Genomic DNA, 16,026 nt, shown 5'->3' on the forward strand with positions numbered 1-16,026 from the left:
CGGGCCGTGAGGGGCTGGACGTGACGGATTGGCGTGCGGAGAGGGATCGGGCCTTGCTGACGCTGGAGCGCGAGAAGCGTCCCGCGTTCCGAGCGGAGGCGGCCGAGCAGCTTCATCACCTCGCGGCGGAGGCCCCCGCACGAGCCGCGGACTTCATGGACGTGTTGCCGCGCCTCCTCGGAGACGCGCAGCCGGAGGTGAAGCGCTCCGGGGTCGCGCTGGCCACGGTGGTGCTGCCCCTCGAGGAGATGACGGCGCTCCTCATCGCCCGGCTGCGAGACGAGGAGTCCCTGGTGCGCCTGGAGGCGACGGGGCGGCTGGCGGACCTGGCTCGGCCGGAGCTGCGCGGAGCCCTGGCGGGCATGCTGGAGGACTCCGTCCCGGAGGTGCGCTTCGAGGCCGCTCGAGGCATCGCCGCCCTCAAGCATCCCGCGGGGCTCGAGGTGCTCATCGAGGCGCTCGACGCGGACCTGCTGCGCTTCCGCGCCCTCGGTGCCTTGGCGGAGCTCGAGGACCCGCGCGCGCTCCCCGCCGTGAAGCGCCTGTTCGGCCGCTGGCTGTTGCCCGCGTTCGACAGGACCCAGGCCGCCGGGGTCCTCGCGAAGCTGGGGGACGCGGAGGGCGTCGCGCACCTGCTTCAGCGCTCGCGCAAGAAGTGGAGCCAGGACCGGGCCCTCGCCGTGGAGCTGCTCGGTGAGGTGAAGGCCCCAGGGGCGCTGGAGCGCTTGAAGGTCATCCTCGACGACGTGAAGGACTCCTCCCGAGGCGCCGCCGCGCGGGGCTTGGGACGTCTGGGGGACGCGAAGGCGCTGCCCTGGCTGGTCGCGCTCCTCCAGGACACGAGTGCCCAGGAGGAGGACCGGCTGGACGCGGCCGATGGGCTGTGGCGCCTGGGTGGACCCGAGAGCCGCGAGCACGTGCGCGCGGCGGTGAGCACCTTCACCTCGCCAGAGGCGCGGCAGGAATTGGAAGAGCTGTTCCAGGAGGACACATGAGACTGGTGGATGCGCACTGCCACCTGGAAGTGAAGGACTTCGCGGACGTGGGCCCGGTGCTGGAGCGGGCTCGGGCCGCGGGGATTGTCCACGCCATCGTCGTGGGGCAGTTCCACGGCCCGGGGCAGTGGGGCAACGCGCTGGAGCTGGCCGCGCGCCATCCCGAGTTCCTGTCGCCCACGCTCGGCATCCACCCACACGAGGCCGCGCGAGCCACCGACGAGGACCTCGCCATGCTCGACAGCACCTGTGCGCGCCCCGAGGTTCGCGCGGTGGGCGAGGCGGGCCTTGACTACTACTACGACCACTCGCCGAGAGAGGCGCAGGCCCGCATCTTCCGGCACCAGTGCGAGCTCGCGGTGAAGCTGGGCAAGCCGCTCGTCGTCCACGTGCGGGACGCGCACGAGGACTGCGACGCGATTCTCGGCGAGGCGAAGGTCTCCCGAGGCGTCATCCACTGCTTCACCGGTGACACGGACGCCGCGCGGCGCTACCTGGACCGGGGCTTCTTCCTCTCGCTCTCCGGCGTCATCACCTACAAGAAGACGGAGGCGCTCCAGGACGCGGTGCGCTTCGCGCCGCTGGACCGGTTGATGGTGGAGACGGACAGTCCCTACCTCGCGCCCGTGCCGCACCGAGGGCGGAAGAACGAGCCCTCCCATGTCGTGGAGACGGCGAAGAAGCTCGCGGAGCTCAAGGGCGTGGCGCTGGAGACGGTGACTGAAGTCACCACCGCCAACGCCTCGGCCCTCTTCAACCTCACGCTGCGGTGAGGCCGCCGGCCAGGGCCTGGAGGTCCTGGTCCATCTGCGGCACGTCCAGCAGCAGCGCATCCGGGTCGTACTGGAAGTCGGCCTGCTTCAGCTTCAGCAGCGCTTGAAGCGCCGGCTCTCCCGTGTGGCCCCCGAAGGACGCGAAGACGACGCGGCCACCCTCCAGGTGGAGCGAGCCCTCCAGCGTGTGCTGACGAAGCTGGAGCTTGCCGCTCTTCTTGCCGCCGCCCAGCGTGCGCAGCAGCTCCCGCGGGGGAAGCTCGTCGAAGCTGCCACGCACCACGCGGCCCGGGCCGTTGTGCAGCACCCGGTCCTCCAGGAGCGCACGCACCGCCTTGGCCACCACGGCCTTGTCCCCGGGAGGCAGCAGCTCCGTCGCGCCGCCCATCAGCAGTCGCTCGCGCGTGGGCGCATCCGGCTCACCCACCACGGCGATGGGCAGGCCCGCCGTCTCCGGCGTGGAGCGCGCCTGCTGCAGCAGGTCCAGCACCTCCTGCTGCCCCAGCCGCAGGCTCACCACCAGCACGTCGCAGTCCTGCCGGGCCAGTCCGTCCTGCGCGCCCTCCGGCGTGGAGAGCGCATGGGCCACGAGGCCCTGCTTCAGCACCGCCTCCAGCAGCTCGCCGCGCGCCGTCTCGTCCGGCTCGACGACGAGCACTTGCCGGCCCTCGCACTCCAGCCGGTGACGGAGCAGCTCGCCGCTCTGCAACTGGATGACGATGTCGGCGACGACCGGGTCATAGAGCACGCCGGAGTTCGTCCGCAGGTGCTCCAGGGCCTGGTCCTTCGTCAGCGCCTTGCCCAGCGCGTTGCCGGGGTTCTTGGTCAGCTCGAGGAAGCTGTCCACCGCCGCGAGGATGCGAGCCCCCAGCGTGATGTCCTCGCCCTTGGCGCCCTGCGGGGTGCCCGAGCCATCCCAGGCTTCGTAGAGCTGCGCGAGGATGGTGTTGACCTGCGCGGGCAGGTGCACCGTCTCGAACAGCTTGGTGGGCGCGCGACAGGCCGCGCGGGCCTGGGCCTTCCACTCGGGATTGACGGCGTTGCTCGCGAGCGAGAAGTGCCGCTCGGTGGGCTTGCCCAGGTCGTGCAGGTACGCGGCGATGGACAGCGCGGCCAGCTCCTTGTGGGGCATGCCCATGCGCTGGCCCACGATGCCCGCCTGTCGCGCGAGCTGCGCGGAGTGTCCCCGGTGGCGCTGGCGGTCCTGCTCCAGCAGGCCCACGAGGATGCCCAGGGTCTCCACGTAGTCGATGTCGCTGACCAGCCCGCGAGGCCCACCGGGCTCGCGCCGCTGCGTCGACGACGGCTTGCCGCCCACCTGCGTCCCGCCGCCCGCTCGCTGCATGCGCATGCGGGCGTCCGTCTCCATCCGGAAGGACAGGCTGGCGCGGTGGCCCGTGGAGGTGCGGTTGTGCTCGGCCGCGCCCGCGCGCGAGGTGGACTCGGCGGGGCTCGACTGGGCGCTCGCCGCCTCCAGCAGCGCGGTGAAGGCGGTGGGGTCGCCGTAGTAGTGCTTGCGGATGGCCGCGGCGATGGCGCCGCGCAGGCCCACGTACGCGTAGACCTCCGACATGCCCGTGACGAGGGCAATCTCGTCCATCAGCGCCTTGTTCTGCGGCTCGGCGGCGACGACGGACAGCAGCTTGCGGTCCGGGTCCACCGCCAGGGGCAGCACGTTCTGCGCCTCGGCCAGACGCACCGGAAGCCGGTCGAGCACCTCGGTGGCGATCTTCGCCTTGGCCAGCTTGTCCGCGCTCACGAAGCGCGTCTGGAACTCCGCGGCCAGGAAGCGCAGCAACGCCGCTTCCTGGAGGAGCCCCAGCTCCACCAGACAATCCCCCAGCTTGTGGCCGGTGATCTTCTGGTGCTCCAGGGCCTGCTCCACGGCCCCGGCGTTGACGAGCCCCGCCTCGATGAGGCGCTCACCCAGCTTCTTCGCCATTGCGACTCAGCTTTCCGAAGAGTCCTCGCCGTTCTTGGAGGCGGGCGGTATCGACGTCAGCGCGCTGAACGGCTTGAAGGTCAGCTCCTTGGGCAGCGTGCTCGAGTCCCGAGGAGGACGCTCCTCACGCGGCGGACGCTCCTCGCGAGGCGGGCGCGGAGGACGCTCCTCGCGGGGAGGACGGTCCTCCCGAGCCTGGCGCTCCTCACGGGGCGGACGCTCCTCGCGAGGCGGGCGCTCCTCACGGGGCGGACGCTCCTTCCGGGGAGGACGCTGCTGCGGCTCCTCGCGCGGCGCCGGCGGGGTGCCCTCGGCGGCGGGGGCTCCCGTCTGCTGCGGAGCCTTGTCACCCCGGGCCTTGCGCTTCTCCTCGCGCGACTTGCGGCGCCCGCCCCCCTCGACGGGCGCGCGGCCCCGAGCGGTGGGCATGGGGCCCTTCCAGAGCTGCCGCTCGTAGTGGCGCTGCACGTCCGTCCACTTGTCGTTGGGGTCGCGCTGCATGGCCTCCAGCCACGAGGCGATGCGCGAGTCCAGCGAGTCCAGCGCGTGGACGATGTGCGCCTCCAGCGTCACCGGCACCTTGGGGCTGCCGTACTCGAGCTGTCCGTGGTGGGCGATGACCAGGTGCGTGATGTGCTGCTCCAGCAGCGGCGGGAAGCCGGGGATGGCCAGCGTCTTCTCGCGAATCTTCTGGGCCGTCATCACCAGGTGGCCCACGAGCTTGCCCTCGTCGGTGTAGTCGAAGCCCTTGTCCGACGAGATTTCGGCGACCTTCATCACGTCGTGCAGCAGCGCGCCGGCCAGCAGCAGGTCGCGGTCCGCCATGGGGTAGTGGTCCGCCACCCGCAGCGTCAGCCGCATCACCGACAGGAGGTGCTCGGCCAGGCCCCCGCGCCACGCGTGGTGCATGCCCTTGGCCGCCGGCGCCACCGGCAGCCCCGCGGCCACCTGCGAGTCATCCAGGAACGCCAGGAGCAGCTGCTTCACGTACGGGTCATTCACCCGCTCGTTGACGATTTCGCGGATGAGCCCCACGGCGCGGGCACCACCACCGCCCTCGTGACGGGAGTCGGCCTTCTCTGCCTTCTCGCTCTTCTCCGCGGCGGGCTTGGGCTCGGGCTTCGCCTCGGGGGCGGCCTTGGCCTCCGGAGGCGGGGCCGGGGGCGGCTCGAACTCCTTGGGGTCCAGGGGCTCCGGGTCCAGCCGCTCCACGGCCTCCACCACAATCTGGGTGCGGCCATGGAACTGGATGACGCCGCCCGTGATGAGGACGTAGTCGCCGGACTGGAAGGCGGGCTCGAGCGCGTCCACCTTGTCGAAGACACGCGCATCCACCTCGCCGCTCTTGTCGGCGAGCGACAGGGCCAGGAACACCTTGCCGCTCCGGGCCGTCACCTTCTCCTTCTTGGTGACACGGAAGACGGTGTTGACGCGGTCCTTCTCACGAAGGTCGGCCGCGTACACCTTGCGGACGGTCTCGACGGAACCTGCCGGGGTGGGGGTCGCGGTCTCTTGGACGTTTTCGTTGGTCATCGCGGCCGCGGACACTACCACTCCGGCGGGCGGCGCGGGGGACTCGCGTCAGGTGACTTCGAGCGCCACCGCGTCGAGGTACTCCGCGCCAGGGGAACCCACGAGCGTCGGATGGTCCGGTGGGAGTCCCGGGCGGGCCAGCCGGGTGGCGATGCGCGCCTCGCTCTCACAGGCCGTGGCGACCAGGTCGTCGAAGCCGCCGGGCGGGAGTGGTGGGTGGTGGCCGACCACGAGCAGCCTGCCCCCATGCCGGGTGCGACGCAGCGCGTACTGGACGTGTTCGACGAACGCCTCCGGCGAGTCCACGCGGCAGGTGTCCAGCAGCACCAGGTCGAAGGTCTCCCTCACGGCGCGGAGGGCCTGGAGGGCGGTGCCCTTCTCCACGAACACCCGGCCGAGCAGGCCATTGGCCTCGGCGTTCTCCCGGGCCAGGTCCCCCGTGTCGGCGTCCGCGTCGAAGGCCAGGATGTGGCGGGCGCCATGCAGCCCCGCGTGGACGAAGAGTCCGCCCACGTTGCAGTTGACGTCCAGCACCCGGGCATCCCAGGCCATGCGCCCGACGATGCGCCGCAGCTCGCGCTGGTCATACGCGTAGCCGGTGCCCAGGCCATAGGTGAGGTCCACGGTGAAGCGGGCCCCCAGCTCCAGGACCCGGCACCAGCGGGGTGGGGTGCCATAGAGCACGTGGGGCCGCTGCGTCGGCAGGCCCAGCGCGCGCCGTCGCGGGGTGTCATTGCGCAGCAGCACCGAGCCCGCGCCCGTCACCTCCACCAGCGCGCGGGTGATGTCCTGGTGGCGCGCGTCCATGGATCGCGTGAGCGTCTGCACCACGAAGTGGGCATCGTACCGGTCGACGATGAGACCGGGCAGGCCGTCGCCGTCATCGTTCACGATGCGGCAGAAGCGCGGGTCATCCACCAGCCGGCCCCGCCGCTCGAAGGCGTGCCGGAGGTGACGGGGGATGAGGCCCTCCACCGCTTCGTCCGGAAGCCCCAGCCGACGCACCGCGAGCGACGCCTCCAGGTCCACGTCGCCCAGGCCCAGCACCGCGCCGTCCTCGTCCCGGAGCTGCACGAGCTCACCGGGCTGGGGCGTGCCTTCCATCGACACGATGTCCTCGCGACGCAGCCACGGAGCTCCATGGCGCAGACGGCGGGCGGCATCCCGGGACAGATAGGTGCTGAGCAAGGCGCGTCCTCCTCTCGCGTGGCCGGCTCGGGACAGCGGCCCGAGCGCGGGTGTCATTCCAGCGGAGAACATGCGCCGTGCATCGCGCCGCTGCCGGCGGGGGCATGCTCCTCGCGCTGAAGGGCGGGGGAGGGGACGAGCCCTATTCCGGAGGAGGCGGCCGCTTGAAGGCCTTGAAGGTCACCCGGGTGAGAATCGAGCTGACCACCAGGGCGAGCACGATGCCCACGATGCGCAAGCTCCAGGAGTCCTTGAGCACCAGCGTGAGGGCGAGCACGCCCAGCGCCACGGAGCCCGCCACCGCCAGGACCTGGCCCCGGGCCGCCAGCCCCGAGGCGGGACGGCGTGCCCGGGCGAGCACCGGCAGGCTGCCCGCCTTGCGCCAGAGCGCGGAGGACTCCTCGCGCACCTCGTCGTCGGGGTCCACCAGGCCCTGGGTGTACGCGCGCTCCACGTCACCCAGGCTGGGGTAGGTCAGCTCTCCATCCGGAGTGCGCACGACGTAACGCATGGCGGGCTCCTCCGTGAGGCCTTGGACCACCTCACGCCAGCTCGGTGGCAATCTGCTCCGCGACGCGCAATCCATCAATGGCCGACGAGACGATGCCGCCCGCGTAGCCACATCCCTCACCCGCCGGGTACAGGCCCCGCATGGACACCGACTGCAGGTCCTCGCCTCGCGTGACGCGCACCGGGGACGAGGTCCGGCTCTCGATGCCGATGAGCTTGCCCTCGTCGCTGATGAAGCCGCGCATCTTCCGGTCGAACGTGCGCAGCGCCTGCTTGATGGACGTGGTGAGCCGCGCGGGGAAGAGCCGGTTGAGGTCCACGTGCGCCAGGCCCGGCCGGTAGCTGGTGCCACCCGGGTCCTTCGTCAGGCGGCCCGCCAGATAGTCGGGGATGGTCTGCGCGGGGGCGAAGAAGCGGCCTCCGCCCAGCTCATACGCCTTCTGCTCCCAGTGGCGCTGGAAGAGCAGTCCCGCCAGCGGCCCGTGGAAGCCCTCGCGCTCGAAGTCCGCGACGGAGACGGAGACGACGATGCCCGCGTTCGCGTAGCGCGCGTTGCGGCGCGAGTTGGACATGCCGTTGGTGCACTGCAGGCCGTCCTCGGTGGGCGTGGGCACCACGATGCCGCCGGGGCACATGCAGAACGAGTAGACGCCGCGCACCTCGCCGTCGACGTCCAGGTTCTCCGCGAGCTTGTAGTCGGCGGGAGGCAGCTTGGGGTTCTTCGCCGCGTTGCCGTACTGGATGCTGTTGATGAGCGTCTGCGGGTGCTCGGCGCGGAAGCCGAGCGCGAAGGGCTTGGCCTCCACGAGGACGCGGCCGTCGGCGGCGAAGCGCTCATACAGCTCCCGCGCGGAGTTGCCGGGCGCGAGGATGACGCGGTCGCTCTCCAGCGTGCGCCCATCCGCCAGCTTCACGCCCGCGATGTGTCCGTCGCGGTAGAGCAGGTCATCCACGCGCTGCTCGAAGTGCACCTCGCAGCCGCCCGCGATGAGCTCCTCGCGCAGCCGCGCCACCGCGCCCGGCAGCAGGTCCGAGCCGATGTGCGGCTTGCCCTCGATGAGGATGTGGTCCGGCGCGCCGTAGCGGGCGAAGGCCTCGATGACCTTGCGCACCATGGGGTGGTTGATGCGCGTGGACAGCTTGCCGTCCGTATAGGCGCCGGCGCCGCCCTCCCCGAAGTTCATGTTGCTCTCCGGGTCCAGCGTGCCGTCGCGCATCAGCTTCGCGACGTCCTTGCGCCGCGTCACCACCTCGCGGCCCCGCTCCAGCAGGATGCTGCGCACGCCGCGCTCCAGGAGCCCCAGCGCGCAGAACAGACCCGCGGGCCCGGTGCCGATGATGATCGGCCACTTCTCCGGAGGCTTCACCGGGGACAGGGGCTCGGGCGGGGGCGGCGCCTCGCCCACGTCGGGCGGGAGCTGCTTGGGCTTGCGGCCCGGAGCCAGCTCCACCTCCAGCGTGTAGATGTACCGCGGGCTGCCCTTCTTCCGAGCGTCCAGAACCGAACGCACCACTCGCACCGAGGCCAGGTCGGACCGGGTGACACCCAGCTTCTCCGCGGCCCGCTGACCGAGCAGCTCCTCCGGCTCGTCCAGCCACAGCCCGATGTTGTTCACCCGATACGCCATTGCCGTTTGCTCCTGGTGGGGGCGCGTATCTGCTTCACCCCGCTGAAAGATTGCAAGCACTTGAAACCACGAGGGCTCTGCTTGCTCCTCCGGGTGCGTATCGCGTGAGGCACCCGGACTTCCACTTCCCTCGAAGGGGTTGTCGGGTGCGTAGGTTCTTTCGCACCCCAGGGCCCCCCGTGCCGGCCCCTGAAACACGTCAACCCCGCGTAACTGTTGGGGAATCCGTTTGGAAGAGAACGTCTGGCACGGGGGTTGAAGTACCGGGCCCCCGTGAAGACCTGGCGGCCCCCCTCATTTCGCCGCCCACTTTGGAGGCATTCACTGTGAGCACCGATCAAAAGGGCACCCGAATCCTGGCGCGCACCTTCTTCAACCAGCTGCGCGCGAGCGGCTACACCCCGCACCAGGTCATCGGCATCGCCACGGAGCTGCTCGATCTGGTGACCTCGGACCTGAAGGAAGGCGACAAGGACGTCGCCGCGGCGCAGGCCACCCCGGAGCAGCAAGGCTCCGAGTGGCGTCAGCGCGCCTGAGGTGCGAGGCTCTCGCTTCGTGGCAAGACCCTCGGCGGGTGAGTGGGCTCCGGACAGGCTCCGGGGTCCCCGCCCACGAGGCGGCGGTGGAACCGGCCTCAGCCGGTTTTTTCGTTTCCAGGCTGTGGGGTGATGCCCGGGTCACCCGCTGGCTGGCCTGAGGAGCGCGCTTCGCGCCGTCGCGAGTAGGCCGCGGAGGCCGCGACGAAGAGCAGCCCCGCGGTGAGCGCGCTGAAGACCAGGCTGGCCGAGTGCATGGCGAGTGCTCCCATCAGCACGCCGCCTCCCAGGAAGGCGAGCAGGTCGACCCAGAGAGGGCGCGGCTGGGGCCGCACGAGCACGAGCACGCAGCCGGCGAGGGGCAGTCCCAGGGCGACCTGACGGACGATGGCCTCGGTGCTGGTGCGCACCGTGTCCCAGTTGTGGACGAGGATGGCGGCGAAGATGACCACCGTGCCCAGGGCGAGCACGAGGACTCCCGCGGCGGCGGCGTCCTTGGTGAGGCGGGCCTTCTCGTCGAACTGCTGCACGGCCAGGTCGACCAGGTGCTCCAGCGCGCTGTTGAGGATCTCCGCGAAGAAGATGAGCAGGACGCAGAAGATGAGCGTCACCTTCTCGGCGAGTCCCAAGGGGATGCCGCTGCCCACCAGCCCCACCAGCACGGCGGAGATGAGGTGCACGCGCATGTTGCGCTGGTGGACGACGGTGTGGATGAGGCCCGCCCAGGCGTGGCCGAACGAGGCGAGGAGCCCCGAGCCGCGACGGGCGGGAAAGTGGGGAGGTGGCCGGGCAGGTACGGTCATCGGAACCTGAAGGGACAGTCAGGCTAGCACCCACGGGTTCGATTGCCGTGGGGATGTGAATGGGTAAGGTCGGCCGCCATGAGCACCGACTCCTTCCGGGCGCGTCCAGTGGGCGTGCTGGCGGCCCTTTTGTTGACCTCGTCCCTCGCGGCCGCCCAGGCTCCCGCGCCGCACGTCCATGACGACGAAGTGGGGGCGTGTGGCCTGGAGCCGCCCGACGCGGTGTACGTGCCGGCTCCGGGGCCCAGGGCCCACGAGGCGCGCAAGCTGGGCGCCACGGATGCTCCCGTGGTGCGGCGCGAGGAGAAGGGCGGAGGGACGCGGGCCAAGGTGTCGGGTGTCCCGCAGACGCGGACGCGGGCGGGTGCGCTGTCGGGGAAGGTCATCTACCTGAGCCCGGGCCATGGCTTCTACCGGGCCCCGACGCTGAAGCGCTGGGCCACGCAGCGCCCCAACACCTGGGCGGTGGTGGAGGACTTCATCTCCGCGGAGGTGCTGAACCAGGACCTGCTGCCCATGTTGACGGGCGCGGGCGCGACGGTGGTGCCCGTGCGCGAGTCGGACCTCAACTCGCGGATGGTCATCGTCGATGACGGTGGCGCGGGCTACTCCGAGACGGGGGACACGGCGCTGTTCCGCGCGACGAGCCGGAAGGGGTGGGGCACGCCGCCCTCGCCCATGAAGAACGATGTGGAGCCCTTCACGCTGGGCACCACGCGGGAGCTCCTCACGACGATGACCGCGACGACGTCGGCCACGTGGGCGCCGACCGTGCCCGCGGATGGCCACTACCATGTCTATGTCTCCTACGCGGCGGACCCCTCGCGGACGGAGAACGCGCACTACGTGGTTCGCCACGCGGGCGGTGAGAGCCACTTCCGCGTCAACCAGCGCAGGCATGGCGGGACGTGGGTGTTCCTGGGCCGCTTCTTCTTCAAGGCGGGGGCTGGCGCGGACGCGGCCTCGGTGGTGTTGATGAACGACGCGGAGCCGGGGAGCACGGTGTCGGTGGACGCGGTGCGCTTCGGGGGCGGCAGCGGAGTCATCGGCGATGCGCAGATGGCCGCGCTGACGCGTCCTCGCTACGAGGAGGCCGCGCGCTACCACGTGCAGTTCAGCGGCGCGCCCGCGTCGGTGTATGCGCCGACCGGTGCGAATGCCATCGGCAACGAGCGCAACGCGGACGTGTCCGCGCGTCCTCGCTTCGCCGCGTGGCTGCACGAGGAGGGGGAGGACGCGGTGTACGTCGCGTGGCACACCAACGCGTCCACCACGGGGAAGGTGGTGGGCACGGAGGGCTACGTGTACGGGCCGAACCCGGTGGACGGGACGCTGAACTTCACGGGAGTGCCTGGAAGCGACGTGCTGGCGCGCGCGCTGCTGGACGAGCTGGGGAAGGACCTGCGGCGCGAAGTGGACCCGACATGGCGCGTGCGCAACCTGCGCTCCGCGAACCTGGGCGAGGTGAATCCCACGCACAACCCGGAGATGCCGTCGGTGCTGTTGGAGATTGCGTACCACGACACCGTCGCCGACTCGAACCGCCTGAAGGAGCCGGCCTTCCGCCGCGTCGCCGCGAGGGCGATTCTCCAGGGCCTCATCAAGTACTTCGCCGCGCGCGATGGCGTGGCGGTGCGACTGCCGCCCGAGGCCCCTTCCGCGGTGGTGGCGCGCAACACCGTGGCGGGAACGGTGGAGGTCCGCTGGGCCGCGCCCGAGGCGAATCCGGACGAGGAGGGACATGACGCGCCCACCGCGTACCGCGTCTACCAGAGCACGGACGGGCTGGGCTGGGACGACGGCACCGAGGTGACGCAGACCTCCTTCTCCCTGCCGCTGGCGACGGGCACGGCGCGCTACTTCCGCGTCGCCGCGGTGAGCGAGGGCGGCGAGGGCTTCCCGTCCTCCATCGTGGGCGTGCGCGCGGGGGCCGCGGCGACGGCGCTGGTGGTCAACGCGTTCGAGCGGATGGACTCCGCGCTGGCCTGTGGCGAGGCGCTGGATGCGTACGACCTGGAGGCGCCGCTGCGGGTGCTGGTGGAAATGATGAACGACGGCACCTACGTGCGCCGGCACGGGGACGCGATGAGCCAGTCCGGGCTCGTGTTCGACAGCGCGACGAGCGCGGCCGTGGCGGCGGGGCTGGTGTCACCCGGGGCGGGTACGGGTTACCGCGTGGTGGACTGGTTCACCGGGCGGGGAGGGGCACAAGGGACTCGGCTGACGCGCGCGGAGCAGGACGCGCTGCGAGCGTTCGTCACGGGGGGCGGCCACTTGCTGCTCTCGGGTTCGCAGGTGGCGTCCGCGCTGGCGGCCGGGGACTCGGCGGACAAGGCGTTCCTGGCGGACATCCTCCGCGCGGCCCCCCTGAGCGGGACTCCGTCGTTGACGGTGGAGGGCCTGCCTGGGGACTTCCTCTCGTCGCTGACGGGCGTTTCGCTGGACGACGGCACCCGAGGCGCCTTCCCGGTGGGCGTGACGGATGTGTTGACTCCCGCATCAGGCGGCTCGGCGGTGCTGCGCTACGCGGGGACGGACCTGACGGCGGGCGTGTTCTCGCTGCCGGGCGGACAGGTGCTCCTCCTGGGCGTGCCCTTCGAGTCGGTGGTGGACCGGGCGGCGCGGGCCCGGCTCCTGTCGGCGTTCCTGGTGCGCGCGGGCTTCCCCTCGCCGGGGACCGCGCCTGTCGGGGACTCCGGCGAGGGGGGCCCGGGCCTGCTGGCCCGGTGCGTGGTGCCTCGTGGGGTGGATCCCCATCCTCCGGAGCCGGAGATCCCGACCCCCATCGTCCTGGACGCGCTGCCGCAGTTCTATCCGCTCGGGGACACGGGCTGTGGTTGTGGGGCGGGCGCGGGAACGGGGGGCGGGCTGTGGCTGTTGCTCGGAGTGATTGTTCAGCTTCGGCGCGCGAGGCGGCGCGCGGGAGACTTGAGGCGTTGACTCGGCGGGGCCGCGTGCCTACGGTCGGCGGCCCTCGTTTTTTGACGTCACTGATGACCCGAGGGCGCTCTTCACGCGCCCTCTGCTCCAAGGAGATACGCACATGGCTACTCGCATCGCCATCAACGGCTTTGGTCGCATCGGTCGCTGCATCCTGCGCGCCGCGCTGAGCCGCAAGGAAGACCTGGAGATTGTCGCCATCAACGACTTGGACAAGCCGGCCGCGCTGGCGCACCTGTTCAAGTACGACTCCGTGCACCGCACCTGGCCGGGCGAGGTGAAGGCGACGGACAAGGGCATCGTGGTGGACGGCAAGGAGATCGCCGTCACCGCGGAGAAGGACCCGACGGCGCTGCCGTGGAAGAGCATGAACGTGGACGTGGTGCTGGAGTGCACCGGTCGCTTCACCGCGCGCGATGCGGCCGCGAAGCACCTGGCGGCGGGCGCCAAGAAGGTGATCATCTCCGCGCCGGCCAAGGGCCCGGACCTGACCATCGCCTACGGCATCAACCATGCCGAGTATGACCCGGCCAAGCACCACATCATCTCGAACGCCTCGTGCACCACCAACTGCCTGGCGCCCATCGCCAAGGTGCTGGTGGACAACTTCGGCATCGAGAACGGCCTGATGACGACGGTCCACAGCTACACCAACGACCAGCGCATCCTCGACCTCACCCACGACGACATGCGCCGGGCGCGCGCCGCCGCGCTGTCGATGATTCCCACGAGCACGGGCGCCGCCAAGGCCATTGGCGAGGTGATTCCGTCGCTGAAGGGCAAGATGCACGGCATCTCGGTGCGCGTGCCCACCCCGAACGTGTCGCTGGTGGACCTGACGGTGAACCTGAGCAAGAAGGTGACGGCGGAGGGGGTCATCGACGCGTACCGCAAGGCCGCCGAGACCTCGCTCAAGGGCATCCTGGAGTTCAGCGACGCGCAGACGGTGTCGGTGGACTACAACGGCAACCCGCACTCGGCCATCTTCGACTCCACCAACTGCTTCGTGATGGGCGACACCATGGTCAAGGTGATGGCCTGGTACGACAACGAGTGGGGCTTCTCCAACCGCATGGTGGACACGGCCAAGTTCCTCGTGTCCAAGGGCATCTAGTCCCCGTCCGGGGCCCAGGGGATACGCAAGATGATTCGTTATATCGACGAGCTGCAGCTCACCGGCAAGCGCACCTTCATTCGCGTGGACTTCAACGTCCCGCTGGAGGGGAGGCGCGTGACGGACGACACCCGCATCCGCGAGGCGCTGCCGACCATCCGGCGGGCGTTGGAGCTCGGAGGGAAGGTCATCCTGGCGTCCCACCTGGGCCGCCCCAAGGGCGCGGACCCGAAGCTGTCGCTCGAGCCCGTCGCCCAGCGGCTGGCGGAGCTGCTCGGCCCCAAGCACGAGGTCATCCTCGCGGATGACTGCATCGGGGACGGCGTGAAGAAGCAGGTGAAGGAGCTCAAGGAGGGGCAGGTCGTCGTGCTGGAGAACCTGCGCTTCCACAAGGAGGAGGAGGCCAACGACGAGACCTTCTCCCGCGAGCTCGCGGCGCTGGCGGATGTCTACGTCAACGATGCCTTCGGCACCGCGCACCGTGCGCACGCCTCCACCGCGGGCATGGTGCCCTACGTGAAGGAGAAGGCCGCGGGCCTGCTGATGAAGAAGGAGATCGAGTACCTGGGCGGCGTGCTCAAGACGCCCGAGAAGCCCTTCGTGGCCATCCTGGGTGGCTCCAAGGTCAGCGACAAGATCAAGGTCATCGAGAGCCTGCTGCCCAAGGTGGACGCGCTCCTGGTGGGCGGCGCCATGGCGTACACGTTCCTCAAGGCGCAGGGCGTGGAGGTGGGCAAGTCCCGCGTGGAGGAGGACAAGCTGTCGTTGGCCACGCGCCTCATGGATGCGGCGCATCGGCTGAAGACGCCCATCGTCCTTCCGGTGGACCACATCGTGGGCACCGAGCTCACGGACAAGAGCCCCGCGCAGGAGACGCCCGACAACGCGGTGCCCAAGGACATGATGGGGTTGGACATCGGCCCCAAGACGCGCGCGCTCTTCACCCAGCACATCCGCGATGCGCGCACCGTGGTGTGGAACGGGCCCATGGGCCTGTTCGAGGTCGCGAAGTTCGCCGAGGGCACCCGCTCGGTGGCCACGGCGATGGCGAACAACAAGGAGGCCATCACCGTGATTGGCGGTGGCGACAGCGCGGCCGCCGTGGAGCAGATGGGCCTGGCGGACCAGCTGAGCCATGTGTCGACTGGTGGAGGCGCGTCCCTGGAGTTCCTGGAAGGCCGGGAGCTGCCGGGCATCAAGGCGCTGGAAACACGTTAGGCTGCGCGCGGTTCGGCAACACCACCACACCTTCGGGGGAGTGACTCATGGCCGCCTCGGCTCGTCGTCGGAAGATCGTCGCCGGCAACTGGAAGATGAACAAGACGGTGCCGGAGGCGTTGGCACTGGTGCGTGAGCTGCGGGGGCCTCTGTCCTCCGTCGGGGATGTGGTGGAGGTGGTACTGGCGCCTCCGTTCGTGGCGTTGCAGCCCTTGCACGTGGCGCTGGAGGGGGCTCCCTTCCAGCTCGCGGGGCAGAACTGTCACTGGGAGGCGTCGGGGGCGTTCACCGGAGAGGTGTCCGCGCCGATGTTGGCGGAGCTGGGGTGTGCCTACGTCATCGTGGGGCACTCGGAGCGCCGGCAGCTCTTCGGTGAGACGGACGAGACGGTGAACAAGAAGGCCCGCGCGGTGCGCGACGCGAAGATGACGCCCATCATCTGTGTGGGCGAAACGCTCGTGGAGCGCGAGTCGGACCGGACGCTGGAGGTGGTGGAGCGCCAGGTCCGGGGGGCGTTGGCGGGCTTCGAGGCGAAGGAAGTGGCCGGCTTCGTCCTGGCGTACGAGCCGGTGTGGGCCATTGGGACGGGGCGCAACGCCTCGTCGGCGCAGGCCCAGGAGGTCCACGCGGCGATCCGTGGGCTGGTGGGTCGGCTGTACGACGGGGAGACGGCCGGGCGGGTGCGCATCCAGTACGGCGGCAGTGTGAAGCCGGACAACGCCGCGGAATTGCTGGGCCAGCCGGACGTCGACGGGGCGCTCGTGGGTGGAGCGAGCCTGAAGGCGGGCGATTTCGCGGCCATCGTCAAAGCGGCCACGTAGGGTTGATCCACACTTTTTGGTGCTA

At 70.5% G+C, this 16,026-nt stretch carries 13 protein-coding genes; 7 read left to right on the plus strand and 6 right to left on the minus strand.

The window, feature by feature from the left end; translation table 11 throughout:
• Nucleotides 1–20 precede the first annotated feature (20 nt).
• Both MYSTI_RS15975 and MYSTI_RS15980 read left to right on the plus strand, forming a co-directional pair.
• Entirely contained in the window at nt 21–995 is a 975-nt protein-coding gene (locus MYSTI_RS15975; protein ID WP_015348802.1) for a HEAT repeat domain-containing protein, read from the plus strand.
• Nucleotides 992–1,768: a TatD family hydrolase gene (locus MYSTI_RS15980; protein WP_015348803.1), complete on the plus strand. Its 777-nt coding sequence runs from the start codon at nt 992–994 to the stop codon at nt 1,766–1,768. Before MYSTI_RS15975 ends, MYSTI_RS15980 begins: the two co-directional genes overlap by 4 nt.
• On the opposite strand, the gene MYSTI_RS15985 is transcribed toward MYSTI_RS15980, so the two are convergent.
• From MYSTI_RS15985 to MYSTI_RS16005, 5 genes are all read right to left on the minus strand, one after another.
• Nucleotides 1,755–3,710 (minus strand): HD domain-containing phosphohydrolase, encoded by a 1,956-nt coding sequence (locus MYSTI_RS15985; RefSeq protein ID WP_015348804.1) that lies wholly within the window; start codon nt 3,708–3,710, stop codon nt 1,755–1,757. The two genes, MYSTI_RS15980 and MYSTI_RS15985, sit on opposite strands and share 14 nt — an antisense overlap.
• A gap of 6 nt (nt 3,711–3,716) precedes the next feature.
• Nucleotides 3,717–5,243 (minus strand): 3'-5' exoribonuclease YhaM family protein, encoded by a 1,527-nt coding sequence (locus MYSTI_RS15990; protein ID WP_015348805.1) that lies wholly within the window; start codon nt 5,241–5,243, stop codon nt 3,717–3,719.
• 48 nt (nt 5,244–5,291) lie between these two features.
• The gene (locus tag MYSTI_RS15995) at nt 5,292–6,431 is read right to left on the minus strand and encodes a class I SAM-dependent rRNA methyltransferase (RefSeq protein WP_015348806.1); all 1,140 of its coding nucleotides are present in this window, start codon (nt 6,429–6,431) and stop codon (nt 5,292–5,294) included.
• 142 nt (nt 6,432–6,573) lie between these two features.
• Nucleotides 6,574–6,942, minus strand: coding sequence for a hypothetical protein (locus tag MYSTI_RS16000; RefSeq protein ID WP_015348807.1), 369 nt, complete (start codon nt 6,940–6,942; stop codon nt 6,574–6,576).
• Nucleotides 6,943–6,973: 31 nt separating this feature from the next.
• Nucleotides 6,974–8,569, minus strand: a complete 1,596-nt coding sequence (locus MYSTI_RS16005) for an NAD(P)/FAD-dependent oxidoreductase (RefSeq protein WP_015348808.1) — start codon at nt 8,567–8,569, stop codon at nt 6,974–6,976.
• 326 nt (nt 8,570–8,895) lie between these two features.
• On the opposite strand from MYSTI_RS16005, the gene MYSTI_RS16010 reads away from it, so the two are divergent.
• Nucleotides 8,896–9,105, plus strand: coding sequence for a hypothetical protein (locus MYSTI_RS16010; RefSeq protein WP_015348809.1), 210 nt, complete (start codon nt 8,896–8,898; stop codon nt 9,103–9,105).
• Nucleotides 9,106–9,203: 98 nt separating this feature from the next.
• On the opposite strand, the gene MYSTI_RS16015 is transcribed toward MYSTI_RS16010, so the two are convergent.
• A complete protein-coding gene (locus MYSTI_RS16015; RefSeq protein ID WP_015348810.1) occupies nt 9,204–9,908 on the minus strand; it encodes a diacylglycerol kinase family protein in 705 nt (234 codons plus the stop codon).
• A 78-nt stretch (nt 9,909–9,986) separates the two neighbouring features.
• Here MYSTI_RS16015 and MYSTI_RS16020 point away from each other — a divergent pair, with 78 nt between their 5' ends.
• From MYSTI_RS16020 to tpiA, 4 genes are all read left to right on the plus strand, one after another.
• Nucleotides 9,987–12,848: a golvesin C-terminal-like domain-containing protein gene (locus MYSTI_RS16020; protein ID WP_015348811.1), complete on the plus strand. Its 2,862-nt coding sequence runs from the start codon at nt 9,987–9,989 to the stop codon at nt 12,846–12,848.
• 103 nt (nt 12,849–12,951) lie between these two features.
• Nucleotides 12,952–13,962, plus strand: a complete 1,011-nt coding sequence (gap, locus tag MYSTI_RS16025; protein ID WP_015348812.1) for a type I glyceraldehyde-3-phosphate dehydrogenase — start codon at nt 12,952–12,954, stop codon at nt 13,960–13,962.
• 30 nt (nt 13,963–13,992) lie between these two features.
• Nucleotides 13,993–15,180: a phosphoglycerate kinase gene (locus MYSTI_RS16030; protein WP_015348813.1), complete on the plus strand. Its 1,188-nt coding sequence runs from the start codon at nt 13,993–13,995 to the stop codon at nt 15,178–15,180.
• Between the two features lie 47 nt (nt 15,181–15,227).
• The gene (gene tpiA / locus MYSTI_RS16035; RefSeq protein ID WP_015348814.1) at nt 15,228–16,001 is read left to right on the plus strand and encodes a triose-phosphate isomerase; all 774 of its coding nucleotides are present in this window, start codon (nt 15,228–15,230) and stop codon (nt 15,999–16,001) included.
• Nucleotides 16,002–16,026 lie beyond the last annotated feature (25 nt).

The sequence above is a fragment of the Myxococcus stipitatus DSM 14675 genome (assembly GCF_000331735.1).
GTDB classification, from domain to species: Bacteria; Myxococcota; Myxococcia; order Myxococcales; family Myxococcaceae; genus Myxococcus; species Myxococcus stipitatus.

What these genes read in the sequence shown, in the direction of transcription:
- MYSTI_RS15980 (WP_015348803.1), top strand. Translation starts at nt 992, where the DNA reads ATGAGACTGGTGGATGCGCACTGCCACCTGGAAGTGAAGGACTTCGCG.
- MYSTI_RS15985 (WP_015348804.1), bottom strand. Translation starts at nt 3,710, where the DNA reads ATGGCGAAGAAGCTGGGTGAGCGCCTCATCGAGGCGGGGCTCGTCAAC.
- MYSTI_RS15990 (WP_015348805.1), bottom strand. Translation starts at nt 5,243, where the DNA reads ATGACCAACGAAAACGTCCAAGAGACCGCGACCCCCACCCCGGCAGGT.
- MYSTI_RS16000 (WP_015348807.1), bottom strand. Translation starts at nt 6,942, where the DNA reads ATGCGTTACGTCGTGCGCACTCCGGATGGAGAGCTGACCTACCCCAGC.
- MYSTI_RS16005 (WP_015348808.1), bottom strand. Translation starts at nt 8,569, where the DNA reads ATGGCGTATCGGGTGAACAACATCGGGCTGTGGCTGGACGAGCCGGAG.
- MYSTI_RS16015 (WP_015348810.1), bottom strand. Translation starts at nt 9,908, where the DNA reads ATGACCGTACCTGCCCGGCCACCTCCCCACTTTCCCGCCCGTCGCGGC.
- MYSTI_RS16020 (WP_015348811.1), top strand. Translation starts at nt 9,987, where the DNA reads ATGAGCACCGACTCCTTCCGGGCGCGTCCAGTGGGCGTGCTGGCGGCC.
- gap (WP_015348812.1), top strand. Translation starts at nt 12,952, where the DNA reads ATGGCTACTCGCATCGCCATCAACGGCTTTGGTCGCATCGGTCGCTGC.
- MYSTI_RS16030 (WP_015348813.1), top strand. Translation starts at nt 13,993, where the DNA reads ATGATTCGTTATATCGACGAGCTGCAGCTCACCGGCAAGCGCACCTTC.
- tpiA (WP_015348814.1), top strand. Translation starts at nt 15,228, where the DNA reads ATGGCCGCCTCGGCTCGTCGTCGGAAGATCGTCGCCGGCAACTGGAAG.